This window comes from Ralstonia sp. TCR112 (assembly GCF_007997035.1).
Lineage (GTDB): Bacteria > Pseudomonadota > Gammaproteobacteria > Burkholderiales > Burkholderiaceae > Ralstonia > Ralstonia edaphi.
In genome coordinates, this window is record NZ_VOSS01000053.1 from 1 (window position 1) to 13,732 (window position 13,732).

Below are 13,732 nucleotides of genomic sequence, written 5' to 3' on the forward strand. Positions count from 1 at the left end.
GGCGCCAGCGGTCGACGCGTCAGCAAGCACACTCATCATTGCCCGCACGGACCTGATTGATAGAGCGCTGTTCTTTCTTCTCTATCCAATTCCGCTCTTTATCTTTTTTTAGCTACGAGAAAACGTAGATCACTTGCATTGGCTGCATGAATCTATCGTAAGCGGTCCGTGGTACACGTCGGGCAAAGAGCAGTCCATCGTCCATAATGAATCGCACATCGTCCTCTATGAGGCACCATGATGTTCGATAGCGCCCCAGGTATCACTGTCAATACAGGCGAAGCTGAGATATTCCTCAAAAGACTCGGCTCAGGTCCACCGTTGCTTCTGCTTCACGGCTTTCCTGAAACACATTTGATGTGGAGGGAAATCGCGCCACGACTCTCCAATCAGCATGAAGTGTTCTGCCCCGACCTACGTGGATACGGAAAGAGCAGCTGTCCTGATTCAACCCCCGACCACGCGCCTTATAGCAAACGGGCAATGGCAAGCGACATGGTTGAACTCATGCATAGATTCGGCCATGAGCATTTCGCGGTCGTTGGTCACGACAGAGGCGCCCGCGTTGCACACCGTATGGCCTTGGATTTCCCGGCCTCTGTCCGCCTTCTTGCTGTGCTCGATATCTTGCCGACGGAAGTGGTCTGGGACAGGGCTGACGCGAAATTGGCATTGGCCTTCTGGCCGTGGTCACTGCTATCTCAGCCCGCCCCGCTTCCAGAACGACTGATTTCGGCAGCACCAGACGCGGTTATTGATAATGCGTTGAACTCCTGGGGAACCGCAGCCGACACGTTTTCAATAGACGTGCGAAATGCATATATCGATGCGTTGCGCGATCCCGCGCGTGTTCATGCAATTTGTGAGGAATATCGAGCAGCCGCAACGATAGACCGTGAGCATGACGCTGCAGATATGGCTGCAAATAAAAAGGTGACCTGCCCTTTACTTGCAGTGTGGAGTAAAAACGGTGGAATCGAAAAGTGGTACCAAGACGATGGCGGGCCACTAGAAATCTGGCGGAGTTTTGCATGTGACGTTGAAGGTCTTGCGCTTGATGGCGGCCACTTTTTTCCTGAAGAAATGCCGGAACGGACTGCGGATGTTCTTCGCAAATTCCTACAGAGGCAGACCTGACATCGGCTGGCGGACGGCGCGACTTACAAACCGTCCTCCTCAATTCCACCCCTCCACCCCCGGCACCCGCATCCCCTCCACCTCCGGCAGATCAATCCCAAAGTACTCAACCAACAGCCCACGCAACGCGCGGCGATCTTCCAGCTCGAACCTGTACGGCGTATTCCCGCGCCAGATCGTGGCGTCCCGATTCATGACCGTCACGCGCCCTTCGTCGGTCAACGACCGCATGAGGATGCGGTTCATGAAGGGCGAGTTCGGATACGTGCTCGTGTAGTGGTTCGCCATTTCGAAATCGATCGGGTAGTCCTGCTCCATCGTGGTGACCCATGCGTCGACCGGCGTGTCGCTGCGCACCTGGGCGCGGAGTATCCAGCGGTCTTCGTCACGCACCATCCAGTGCAGTTCTCCGTCGATATTGGCTTGCGTGCCATCCAGCGGCACAGGCACACGCGGGGCCAAAGAGCCAAAGCCGGGGTCGACGACGAAGGTGCCTTCGGGCAACGGCACCGTCAGGAACATGTGGGTGCGCGGCGCCTCGGTGCGCGGGGCGAGGAGGACGACGCGCGACGAGTGGCGCGTCGGCTGAAAGCCAAGCTGCTCCAACACGGCAGCAAACAAGGTGGCGTGCTCGAAGCAGTAGCCGCCGCGGCGTGCGTGAACGAGCTTGTTCTGAAGGCTTTCCAGGTCGATGCGGATGCCGCGTCCGAGCAGCACGTCGAGGTTTTCGAACGGAATGTGCCGCATGTGCGCGTGCACCAGCTGCGCGAGCGTGTCGTAGTTTGGGCTGACGCTGCCGCCCCACTGGATACGGTTGAAATAGGCATCCAGATTCAGTTGCGATGTCACGTACGGTCTCCTTGTGCGCCTGGGGCGACGCAAGGTCAGCCCGGTTTGCGGCGGCGGAATTGTTGTTCGGTTACGGTGCTGCCCCACTGCGTACCGGCTTCTTCCTGCGTGAGCTGAAAGCCGAACGATTCGTACAGGTGACGGGCGGCATCCAGGCCTTTGAAGGTGTTGAGGTAGGTCTCGTCAAAGCGCTCGTCGACAAAGCGCATGGCTTGCGACATGAGCTTACGGCCAATGCCGGTGCCACGCAGGGAATCGTCCACGATGAACCAGCGCAGGTGTGCAGCACGATAGTGCGGATTGCCATCGATCGCCAGCGATGCGAGGCAGCGGCCGTTCTCCACACACAGCCAGAGAGCTTTGTCTGGATCGGGCAAGGTTTGCGCAAAGTCGGCGAGTTCCTTGGCGACGCGGCGCTCGAAGAACACGCCAAAGCCCCAGTGCTGCGCGTAGAAGCGGCCGTGCAGGCTGGCGATGTCGCCAATGCAGCCGGGCACGTAGCCTTGCACGATCTGGGGCCCGGCATCGGCGGGGGCTTGCGCGGGCTTGTGGTCGTTGTCATCGGCCAGCGCGCTGACGTATTGCGACAGCGATGCGACAAGCCGCTGCTGATCCGCCGGAGTCAGGTGGCGCAGCGCGTTGGAAACCTGCTCGGAGGCAAATGCGTCGATCTTGCGGCGCACCTGCTGGCCGCTCTTGGTCAGGTGCAGTTCGGAAGATCGGGCATCGTCGGCGCGCGTGCGACGTTCGACCAGCCCGGCAGATTCGAGCCGCGTGACCTGGCGGCTGGTGCTCGATTTGTCCAGCCGCAGGCGTTCGGCCAGGTCGCGCGCCTGGATGCCGGGCGCGCCGGCAATCTCCAGAATCGCGTGCACGGCGGAGGGCGGCAAGTCGCTCTCCGCCAGCGTGTTGCGCATGAAGCCCAGTTCGCGAACGAGCTTGCGGGACACCTCTCGCAACTCGCGGATGGTCTGTTCGCGCGATTGCGCGGGCGCTTCAATGATGTCCATGCCGGCCTCAAATAGTTGTTTCATGCAACCAATATAGTTGCACGAAACAACTTTTACAAGACCGGCAATTCCTGAATGGAAGCGCGCCTAACGCCTCATCCGCGCGGGCCGCTTAAGCAAACGCGGGCCGTCCCGCCCCGTCCGCCAAGCGGAACACCGACACCGCGTGCCGCAAGGTCGTCGCCTGCTCTTCCAGCGATTGCGCTGCGGCGGCGGCCTGCTCGACCAGGGCGGCGTTCTGCTGCGTGACCTCGTCCATCTGCGTGACAGCCTGGTTGACCTGCTCGATGCCACGGCTCTGTTCGGCAGAGGCAGCGGCAATCTCGGCCACGATCTCCGACACGCGGCGGATGGCGTCCTTCACTTCGCTCATGGTCTCGCCCACCGCAGCGGCCTGCTGCGAGCCCGCCTGCACGACGGCAGCAGAGTCACCAATCAATCCCTTGATTTCCTTGGCGGCGGAGGCCGAGCGTTGCGCAAGGGTGCGCACCTCGCTGGCAACGACGGCAAAACCCCTGCCCTGCTCACCGGCGCGCGCGGCTTCCACTGCGGCGTTGAGCGCGAGGATGTTGGTCTGGAAGGCGATGCCCTCGATCAACCCCGTGATCTCGGAAATCTTGCCGGAGCTGGTGCTGATCCGGTCGATGGTGCCGACCATGGCCTGCACGGCCTCGTTGCCGGCCTGCGCGATCGTGCTGGCGCTGGAGGCAAGGCTGTCCGCCTGGGCGGCGTTCTCGGCGTTCTGCTTCACGGTCTCCGTCAACTGCGTCATGCTCGACGCGGTTTCCTCCAGCGATGCGGCCTGCTGTTCCGTGCGCGAAGACAAATCAATGTTGCCGGCCGCAATTTCCTTGGACGCCACCGTCACGGATTCGGCCGATACCTTGATGCCGCGCACCGTCTCGGCCAATTGGTGGTCCATCGTGCGCAGGGCGGCCAGCAGTTCGCCGAACTCGCCCCGCGTGTCGATCACGATGTTGTTCTCCAACTGCCCGCCGGCAATGTGGTTGGCAACGTTGACCGCGCGGCTCAGCGGACGAGAGATGGCGCGCAGCAGATACCAGCACATGCCCACGCCCACCGCAAACCCCGCACACACCAGCACAACGGCCACGCTGAAGATGGAGTGGTAGGTGGCCTCGCTATCGTCGACGGAGGCCTTGGCCTCTTCCAGGTTGAGCGCAATGTCTTTTGTGAGCAGGTCGCTCACGGCCTGTCCGGAGGAGGCATGGCGGTTGATGATCTGCGCGGCCGCGTCGTGGTGGCCGCTTTGCAGCGCTTCGATCGCTTCGTTTGTGGCGGTGTTGAATTGCGGCAGGGCGTCGTTGATCTTGCTGGCGACTTCGCGTTCCTTTTCGCTCGTCACGCTGGCGGGGTAGTACTGCTTCCACGCACCGTTGATCTTGTCCAGATCTGCGCGCATGGTGCGCACGGCTCCTGCAACCTGCGCTGCATCGTCCGTGAAGACCTGTGCGCGGCGCAGTTGCAGGCGTACGTCCAGTTGCGTGCTACGAAGCTCGGCAAGCTTGGCGATGGGCAGCGTGTTGCTGGCGTACGCGTCGACAATGTTGCCGTTCAGACGCATCAGGCCGCGCACCCCAAACACACCTGTGGCCAGCAGAAGCACCAGACACAGACCGAACGCGCCGAGCAATTTGAAGCGCACCGAATGCACGATAGACGGCATGATTTCCCCCCGCTTTGTTTCTCCGGACGCACGTGCTCCGGATTGTTGGATCTTCTACGTCTGCATATCGGTAGGCCGTGGAAATACCTTAAGTGCGTGAGTTGAAGCGTCCACATTGCGCCCTGCATCCATGCATGCATTGGCAGGTTGGGTGCGCGACGGAAGACATCGGAGCGTCGGCCCGTTCGAGCGACGGGCGACATTGAGCAGGAAGAATGCGTGCGCCTAGTTGAACGGTGGCACGGCGTGCGACTGCATGAGCATGGCCGAGGCAGGAGTGTCCTTGGCCGATTCATTGGACCGCTGCGCCGGCCTGTGCGGGCTCGCGGGCGGCAATGACGTCCCCCGTTGCACGCGCCCCAGGAAACGCTGCATGAGGCAGAACACGCACAGCAATACGCCAATGGCAATGCGCGCCCACCAGGAGCTGAGCGTGCCGTCAAAGGTGATCAACGACTGGATGACGCCCAGCAACAGCACGCCCACCACACTGCCGCTGATGAGCCCCACGCCACCGGTGAGCAGCGTGCCGCCGACCACCGTGGCGGCAATGGCGTCCAGTTCCATCCCTTGCGCGTGCAGCCCGTAGCCGGACAGCATGTAGAACGTGACCAGCACACCGCCCAGCGCCGAGCAGAAGCCGCTGAGCACATAGACGAGGATGCGCGTGCGCGCCACGGGCAGGCCCATCAGCAAGGCAGACCGCTCATTGCCGCCCAGCGCGTACACCGTACGGCCAAAGCGGCTGCAATGCGCAAGCCACGCAGCCGCGGCGAACACGACCAGCGCAATTACCACGCTGGGCGACACGTAGTTGCCGCCGCCCACCTGGACCTTGTACTGCGAGAGCGCGGTGTAGATGGGGTCCGTAATGCTGATCGAGTCGATGCTGATGAGGTAGCACAGCCCCCGCGCGAGAAACATGCCGCCCAACGTGACGATGAACGGCTGGATGCGGAACACCTGGATCAGCACGCCCATCACCAGGCCGAACAGGCACCCGGCGGCGAGCACCAGCGGCACCACCACACCGATCGACCAGCCGTGGTGCTCGACCAGCGCGGCCGAGATCATGGTGGTCAGCGCCACCACCGCCCCCACCGATAGATCGATGCCGCCCGACAGAATGACGAACGTCATGCCGATGGCCACGACGATCAGGAACGCGTTGTCGATCAGCAGATTGAGAAACACCTGCACGCTGAAGAAGCCCGTGTAAGTGACCGAACCGAAGCCGAACAGCAGCGCAAACAGAAACAGCGTGACGTAGAACGGTAAGCGCCGTGGATTGATTCTCATGACTGCGCCCCTGCACGGCTGTGGCGTTGAAAGAGCATGCTGCGAAACGCCGGCGATTGCGCCAGGCACACGGCAAACACCACCACGGCTTTCACCACGAGGTTGATTTCCGGCGGCACGCCCATGGAGTAGATCGCGTAGGTAAGCGTCTGGATGATGAGCGCGCCGATCACGCTGCCCCACAGGCTGAACTTGCCGCCCGCCAGCGAGGTACCGCCCAGCGTGACGGCCAGGATGGCGTCAAGCTCGAGCAGCAGCCCGGCGTTGTTGCCGTCCGCGCTCTTGACGTTGGAGCAGATGATGAGCCCCGCAACACCGGCCATGGCTCCGCAGAACGCGTAGATGCCAAACAGCAGCGCCTTGGTATTCAGCCCCGCAAGCCGCGCGGCCACGGGGTTGATGCCGACGGCCTCGATGAACAGGCCCAGCGCCGTGCGATGCATCAACAGCAGCAACAGGCCGAGCACGGCGGCGGCGATGTACAGCCCGAACGGCAGGCCGAACAGATAGCCGTTGCCTACGAAGAAGAACGGCTCGTAGTAGACGGTGATGATCTGCCCGCCGGTAATGAGCTGCGCCACGCCGCGGCCGGCCACCATCAGGATCAGCGTGGCGATGATGGGCTGCATGCCCGCCCCCGCCACCAGCAGGCCGTTCCACATGCCGCACACCAGCGCCGCGCCCACGGCCGCGAGCAGCGCCAGCAGCAGCGGCACCTTGGTCACGTAGACAGGCAGGCCGTTCTGCACGACCAGCGTGCCGCCGACAAGCGATGCCGCAATGGCGCCGGATATGGCGACCACCGCGCCCACCGAAATATCGATGCCGCCCACCGCAATCACCAGCGTCATGCCGAGCGAGACGAGCATCAGCGGCGCTGCGCGGTTGAGGATGTCGATCAGGCTGCCGTACAGATGCCCATTACGAACGTCGAGGTGAAAGAAATGCGGGTTGAACCACGCGTTGAGCAGACACAGCAGGAGCAGCGTCACGCCGGGCCAGAACAATCGGTGGCTGGTCAGTGCGCGCAGATTGGCGGGATTCATGCGGCGCCTCCGGTGGTGGTGGACTGGGTGTTGGACTGGCTGGCGGGCACGTCGCCGCCGGCAATCACGTGGCACAGGTTGTCTTCGGTCACATCGGCGCCGGCCAGCTCGCCCACCTTCTTGCGATCGCGCAGGATCGCCAGCCGGTGGCTTACGCGCAGCACCTCCGGCAGCTCGCTGGAGATGAACAGGATGGCCATGCCCTTGCGGCACTGCGCGGTCACCAGGTCCATGATGTCGAGCTTGGCGGCGATGTCGATGCCGCGCGTGGGCTCATCCAGGATCAGCATGGCGGGGTCGGTCGCCAGCCAGCGCGCGAGCACGGCCTTCTGCTGGTTGCCGCCCGAGAGCTGGCCGATGGGCTTTTCAGCGTCGGGCGTCTTGATGCCGAGCTGGGCGATGTACTGGTCGGCAATCTCACGCTGGCGCTTCTTGGGCAGATAGCGGAACAGGCCGCGCTTGGCCTGCAGCGCGAGGATGATGTTCTCGCGAATCGACAGCTCGGCAATGATGCCTTCGGTCTTGCGGTCTTCCGGGCAAAAGCCGATGCCCTGCCGGATGGCGTCACGCGGCGAGCTGAACTGGTGGGACTGGCCCTGCACGTTGATCGAGCCCGCATCGTTGCGGTCTACGCCGAACAGCAGGCGCGCGGTCTCGGTGCGGCCCGAACCCAGCAGGCCGCCCAGGCCCAACACCTGCCCGGGGCGGACGTCCAGATCGAGCGGCTGCACCACGCCACGGCGGCCCATGCCGCGCGCGCTCAGGAATGCCGGCGCCGTGTCGTCCACGGGCGGCACTTCGGTGCGCTCGAAACGGCTCGCATCAATGTCGCGCCCGACCATCTTGTTGATCAGTTGCAGCTGCGGCAGATCGCGCGCGGCGTATTCGCCTTCCAGCCGGCCATTGCGCAGCACGGTAATGCGGTCGGCAATCGCGTACGTCTGCTCCAGAAAATGCGTGACGAACAGCACGGCCATGCCGCGCGCCTTGAGCGTGCGGATGGCGGTAAACAGCCGGGCGACTTCATCGTCGTCCAGGCTTGAGGTGGGCTCGTCCAGGATCAGGATGCGGGCTTCGGTGGAGAGCGCGCGCGCAATCGCCACCATCTGCTGAATGGCGACCGGATACAGCGACAGCGGCAGCGTCACATCGATGTGGATGTTCAGATCCGCCAGCAGCGCCTGCGCCGCCCGGTTGGTGGCGCGCCAGTCGATGCTGCCCAGCCGCATGGGAAAGCGGCCGATGTGGATGTTCTCCGCCACGGTCAGGTTCGGGCAGAGATTGACCTCCTGATACACCGTGCTGATACCGAGCTTTTGCGCCTCCAGCGGCGAGCCCGGCGCGATGGGCTGACCGCCTAGCAGGATCTCGCCCGCATCCGGCGCTTCAACGCCGGTCAGCACTTTGATGAGCGTCGACTTGCCGGCACCGTTCTGCCCCATCAGGGCATGCACCTCACCGGGCAACAAGCGGAAATCGACCCCGGCCAGCGCCTGCACGCCGGGAAAGTTCTTGCAGATGCCGCGCATGTGCAGCAGCGCGCCGCGTGCATCTGTCGCGGCGGGTTGATCAACGTGATCGGACATGGGTGTCACCTGTTAACGTGGCGCAGCCGGCAGGCGAGTCACCGTAACCCGCGCTGCCGGCATGCTCCGAACCTGTTCATGATCCGTAGCGAGCGGCCCGAGGTTGGCAGGACGAGTTATCCAAACCGGCAGCCGTACATGGGTACGGCGAGCACGAGTTCGGCAAACCCGGTGTCAAGATCGGGCCGCGCAGCAGGATCAGTACTTGCGGTTCGGGAACTCCTTGGCCGCCACCTCCATCGGGAAGATGCCTTCCTTGGTGACGATGCGCTTGGGCACGGCCTTGCCTGCCAGCACGTCGCGCGCGGTGTCCATCAGCTGCGGCCCGAGCAGCGGGCTGCATTCCACCGTCACGTTCAGCTTGCCGGCCATCATGGCTTCAAACGCGCCCTTCACGCCGTCGATGGAAATGATGGTGATGTCCTTGCCCGGTTTCAGCCCGGCTTCTTCAATGGCCTGGATGGCGCCGATGGCCATGTCGTCGTTATGCGCAAACAGCACGTTGATCTTCTTGCCCTCGGCCTTCAGGAAGGCTTCCATCACTTCCTTGCCCTTGGCGCGGGTGAAGTCGCCGGTTTGCGAGCGGATGATCTTGTAGTGCGGGTCGGCCTTGATGATCTCTTCAAACCCGCGCTTGCGATCGATGGCGGGTGCGGAGCCGACGGTGCCTTGCAGTTCGACGATGTTCACATCGCCGCCCTTGGGCTTGACGTTTTCAAGCAGCCAGCGGCCCGCCTTGCGGCCTTCCTCGACGAAATCCGAACCGATGAACGTGGTGTAGAGCGAGGTGTCTTTGCTGTCGATGCCGCGGTCGGTGAGGATGACCGGGATCTTGGCGGCCTTGGCCTCCTGCAGCACGGTGTCCCAGCCGGATTCCACCACCGGCGAGAACGCAATCACGTCGACCTTCTGCGCGATGTACGAGCGGATCGCCTTGATCTGGTTTTCCTGCTTCTGCTGCGCGTCGGAGAACTTCAGGTTCACGCCCTGCGCCTTGGCCGTCGATTTGATCGACTCCGAATTGGCGGTGCGCCATTCGCTCTCGGCACCCACCTGTGCGAAACCCATGGTGAACGACTTGTCGGCCGCGTGAGCCGCTGTCGTCAAGCCCGTGGCCAGCAGCACACCCGCGGTGGCCAGGAAGGTCAATACGGTCCGTCGCGCGCACGCAGCGCTCGTTTTTTTCATCGTTTGTCTCCGTTATGGTGGAACGCAGCCGGTCACTGCCCCCGGGGCTGCGCACGTCGTCTTTGCAACGCGATACACGAGTCGAATCCGGCATGCGGCGCCCGTCTTCCGCTGCCGACGATTCGTGGTGAGCCATGGTATGGACAGCCTGACATGACCGTCTAATGTTTTTTTGGGGGCCAACCGATATCGGTTTTGATATCAGATGGCGTGTTTGCGCATCGTGCAGCGCACCAAAATCGCACACGGCTACGACCAGCCGTGCGGCCGCTCAGCCCGATTCGGCCAGCGATGCCGCCACGTGTGAAAACGCCACGCGCTGGCGCCGGAAGTCATTGGGCGACAGGCCCTGGCGGCGGCGGAACACCACCGCAAAATGGCTCGCGCTTTCGAAGCCCACCGCGGTTGCGATCTCCAGGACGGACATGCGCGTCTCCGTCAGCAGACGGCTGGCAAGCTGCAGGCGGCGCTCGGTCACGTACTGGTGCGGCGTGCGGCCGCTGGCCTCTTTGAAGCTGCGGGCAAAGTGGTGAACGCTGAGGTCCGCAATATGGGCCATGTCGCGCACGCTGATGGGCTGCGTCACATTGGCTTCCACAAACTCCATCACGCGGCGCAGGACATGCGCGGGCAACGACGCGCGCGTGGCGATCTCCTTGTTCCGCTGGGCGCTGTCGCGCGCCTCTTCCAGATGCGTGCAGGCGCGCACGATGATGCGCATGGCGCCGCCCATCACCGTGTCGTTCATCCACGCGCGGTCTGGCCTGGATGACGACAGGCTGCAGAAGACGATCCAGGTGGAGCGCGGCGTCATCTGATGGCGCAATGGCGCGCCCCAGACGATGCCGCTGTGCAGGTGGAAGCGGGCCAGATCCGCGAAGAAGGTTTCGACGCGGGGGTCGGTGTGCTCCGTGCCCACGCGTTCATGCAGATAAGGAATGTCCCACGCCAGGGGCAAGCCGCAGTCCCCTTGCAGCGCGATGCGCGGGTCGATCTCGAAATGGCGCTGCTCCAGATAGCGCTCTTCCCACCCGGCGGGGGAATTGGTGTTGTAGAGCACGCGTTGCTCGCCCCGCTGCTTGCCCGCCTCGCCGATGTATTCCATCAGGCCAAACGAGAGCCACTCGAAGCCGACGTCGTGCATGGCTTGCCGCAACGTATCGGCAAAGCCGGCAGAAAAGTCTTGCAGGCGTGCGCCCAGATCCATCACCCGTATCCGTTGTTTTCGCGCGCCGTCTGAGGTGCGGCGCTCCGTGCATCAGATGTCGACCCGCGTGCGCCGCGCGCGGGCGCAAAACGATCTCGCCACTATAGCGGCGGCTCGCGTCAAAAACCGAGCATGCATATCGAAAAAGCTTCGTTCCGCCGCATACCTCTGCTTTTTACACTGGGCGCACTTGTTATGACGAGTTGCGCCCATCGATGACCACCTCTAATTTGCACCGCCAGCCTGCCCCGCCGCTCTATGAGCGCATCAAGGGCACGCTGCGCGAGGGCATTCTCAGCGGCCACTACGCGCCCGCCTCGCTGCTGCCTTCGGAGGCGGCGCTGGGCGAGCAGTTCAACGCCAGCCGCATCACCGTGCGCCAGGCGCTGGCCGATCTGCAGAACGAAGGGCTGATCTTCCGCCGCCACGGAAAGGGCACGTTCGTGAGCCAGCCGAAGGCCTTTCAGAACGTGACCGCGCTGCAGGGCTTTGCCGAGGCGATGTCGGCACAAGGTCACGCGATTCGCAATCGCGTGCTGATCCTGCGGACCGTCCCGGCGCCGACCGACGTGGCGCAAGCGCTGCAGCTGGCGCCCGGCACGGCCGTCGTGGAGTTGCATCGCGTGCGGTTGCTGGACCAGTCGCCCGTGTCGCTTGAGGTGACGTGGCTGCCGGAAGCACTGGGCAGCATCGTCGCCCGGGCGGACCTCGTCACGCGCGATGTGTTTCTCGTGTTGGAGCAGGACGCGGGTGTGGCGCTGGGCCACGCGACGTTGGCCATCGATGCGGCATTGGCCGATCACGCGACAGCCACCGCGCTCGACACGGGCGCAGGCGCGGCACTGCTGCGCGTAGAACGCCTGACGCACGACGCACAGGGCGCCCCCATCGACTTCGAACGCCTTTATTTTCGCGGCGACGCCTTCCAGTACCGGCTTCGGCTGGATCGGCAGGTGGCGGCGCATGCGCAATCCATCCTTCCTTTGCAAGGCACCGTATGAATACGCTGGAACTGGAGTACGACCTCGTCGTCGTGGGCGGCGGCACGGCCGGCCCGATGGCGGCCATCAAGGCAAAAGAACGCAATCCCGCGTTGCGTGTGCTGCTGATCGACAAGGCGCATGTGAAGCGCAGCGGCGCGATCTCCATGGGCATGGACGGGCTGAACAACGCCGTCATTCCCGGGCATGCCACGCCCGAGCAATACACGCGCGAGATCACGCTGGCCAACGATGGCATCGTCGATCAATCGGGCGTGTATGCCTATGCGCAGCACAGTTTCGCCACCATCGAGCAGCTGGACCGCTGGGGCGTGAAGTTCGAGAAGGACGAAACCGGCGACTACGCCGTCAAGAAGGTCCATCACATGGGCAGCTACGTGCTGCCGATGCCAGAGGGGCACGACATCAAGAAGGTGCTGTACCGGCAGCTCAAGCGTGCGCGGGTGGAGATCACGAACCGCATCGTCGTCACGCGCGTGCTGACGGATGCCGATGGGGCCGCCTGCGGCGTGCTCGGCTTCGATTGCCGCACGGCGGATCTTCTCGTGGTGCGCGCCAAGGCCGTGGTGCTGAGCTGCGGCGCCGCCGGGCGGCTTGGCCTGCCGGCTTCCGGCTACCTGATGGGCACATACGAAAATCCCACCAACGCGGGCGATGGCTATGCGATGGCGTATCACGCGGGCGCGGAGCTTTCCAACCTGGAATGCTTCCAGATCAACCCACTCATCAAGGACTACAACGGCCCCGCCTGTGCGTATGTGACCGGCCCGCTGGGCGGCTACACCGCCAACGCGCGCGGCGAGCGCTTCATCCAGTGCGACTACTGGAGCGGCCAGATGATGTGGGAGTTCTACCAGGAGCTGCAGGGCGGCAAGGGGCCGGTGTTTCTCAAGCTCGACCACCTGGCCGAAGAAACCATCCAGACCATCGAGACCATCCTGCACACCAACGAGCGCCCGAGCCGCGGCCGCTTCCACGCGGGGCGCGGCACCGATTACCGCACGCAGATGGTGGAGATGCACATCTCGGAAATCGGCTTCTGCAGCGGGCACAGCGCGTCTGGCGTGTATGTGAATGCGCGCGCGGAAACCACCGTGCCTGGCCTTTACGCGGCGGGCGACATGGCCGCCGTGCCGCACAACTACATGCTCGGCGCATTCACGTACGGCTGGTTTGCGGGGCAGAACGCGGCGGACTACATCGCCGGCCGGCAAGGCGACGCCCGCGTCGACGACGCGCAAATCGAACGCGAGCGCACGCGCATCTTTGCGCCGCTGCAACGCGATCATGGCCTCGCGCCTGCGCAAGTGGAATACAAGCTGCGCCGCATGGTGAACGATTACCTCCAGCCGCCCAAGGTCACGCGCAAGATGGAAATCGGCCTGCGGCGCTTCGACGAGATTGCCGAAGACATCACGCACCTGCACGCACGCAATCCGCATGAGCTGATGCGCGCGATGGAAGTCAGCTTCATCCGCGATTGCGCCGAGATGGCCGCGCGCGCCTCGCTCTTCCGCACCGAAAGCCGCTGGGGCCTGTATCACCATCGCGTGGACTACCCCGAACGCGACGACGCCAATTGGTTCTGCCACACACGCTTGTACAAGGACGCACACGGCGCCATGGCCAGCCGCAAGCAGGCCGTCGAGCCGTATGTCATCCCTGTCGATGTGCTCGGCACCGATTCCTACGCGCACATGCGCATTCCGAAGGCTGCATGAC

Annotated in this window: 11 protein-coding genes; 3 read left to right on the forward strand and 8 right to left on the reverse strand. The window is 63.5% G+C overall.

The features are described 5' to 3' along the window. The first annotated feature begins 237 nt into the window (after positions 1 to 237). Positions 238 to 1,137 (forward strand): alpha/beta fold hydrolase, encoded by a 900-nt coding sequence (locus FUT88_RS14875; protein WP_222614271.1) that lies wholly within the window; start codon positions 238 to 240, stop codon positions 1,135 to 1,137. A 39-nt stretch (positions 1,138 to 1,176) separates the two neighbouring features. On the opposite strand, the gene FUT88_RS14880 is transcribed toward FUT88_RS14875, so the two are convergent. From FUT88_RS14880 to FUT88_RS14915, 8 genes are all read right to left on the reverse strand, one after another. Continuing rightward, on the reverse strand, positions 1,177 to 1,986 hold the full coding sequence (locus tag FUT88_RS14880; protein ID WP_147216254.1) for an arylamine N-acetyltransferase family protein: 810 nt from the start codon (positions 1,984 to 1,986) through the stop codon (positions 1,177 to 1,179). A gap of 35 nt (positions 1,987 to 2,021) precedes the next feature. After that, positions 2,022 to 2,996, reverse strand: a complete 975-nt coding sequence (locus FUT88_RS14885; protein ID WP_147216256.1) for a helix-turn-helix domain-containing GNAT family N-acetyltransferase — start codon at positions 2,994 to 2,996, stop codon at positions 2,022 to 2,024. 112 nt (positions 2,997 to 3,108) lie between these two features. Then, a complete protein-coding gene (locus FUT88_RS14890) occupies positions 3,109 to 4,683 on the reverse strand; it encodes a methyl-accepting chemotaxis protein (protein WP_147216258.1) in 1,575 nt (524 codons plus the stop codon). A 225-nt stretch (positions 4,684 to 4,908) separates the two neighbouring features. Further along, positions 4,909 to 5,982, reverse strand: coding sequence for a galactofuranose ABC transporter, permease protein YjfF (gene yjfF / locus FUT88_RS14895; protein WP_147216259.1), 1,074 nt, complete (start codon positions 5,980 to 5,982; stop codon positions 4,909 to 4,911). Continuing rightward, entirely contained in the window at positions 5,979 to 7,028 is a 1,050-nt protein-coding gene (locus FUT88_RS14900; protein ID WP_147216261.1) for an ABC transporter permease, read from the reverse strand. The genes yjfF and FUT88_RS14900 overlap by 4 nt, the downstream gene beginning before the upstream one ends. Then, entirely contained in the window at positions 7,025 to 8,614 is a 1,590-nt protein-coding gene (locus tag FUT88_RS14905) for a sugar ABC transporter ATP-binding protein (protein ID WP_147216263.1), read from the reverse strand. Before FUT88_RS14905 ends, FUT88_RS14900 begins: the two co-directional genes overlap by 4 nt. A 198-nt stretch (positions 8,615 to 8,812) precedes the next feature. Then, a complete protein-coding gene (locus FUT88_RS14910; protein WP_147216265.1) occupies positions 8,813 to 9,802 on the reverse strand; it encodes an ABC transporter substrate-binding protein in 990 nt (329 codons plus the stop codon). A 271-nt stretch (positions 9,803 to 10,073) separates the two neighbouring features. Continuing rightward, on the reverse strand, positions 10,074 to 11,009 hold the full coding sequence (locus tag FUT88_RS14915) for a helix-turn-helix domain-containing protein (RefSeq protein ID WP_147216266.1): 936 nt from the start codon (positions 11,007 to 11,009) through the stop codon (positions 10,074 to 10,076). 215 nt (positions 11,010 to 11,224) lie between these two features. Here FUT88_RS14915 and FUT88_RS14920 point away from each other — a divergent pair, with 215 nt between their 5' ends. Then, positions 11,225 to 12,010 carry a GntR family transcriptional regulator gene (locus tag FUT88_RS14920; protein ID WP_147216268.1) on the forward strand — a complete coding sequence of 262 codons (786 nt, stop codon included), beginning with the start codon at positions 11,225 to 11,227 and terminating at the stop codon, positions 12,008 to 12,010. Beyond that, the gene (locus FUT88_RS14925) at positions 12,007 to 13,731 is read left to right on the forward strand and encodes a fumarate reductase/succinate dehydrogenase flavoprotein subunit (RefSeq protein ID WP_147216270.1); all 1,725 of its coding nucleotides are present in this window, start codon (positions 12,007 to 12,009) and stop codon (positions 13,729 to 13,731) included. Before FUT88_RS14920 ends, FUT88_RS14925 begins: the two co-directional genes overlap by 4 nt. The last annotated feature ends 1 nt before the right edge of the window (position 13,732 follow it).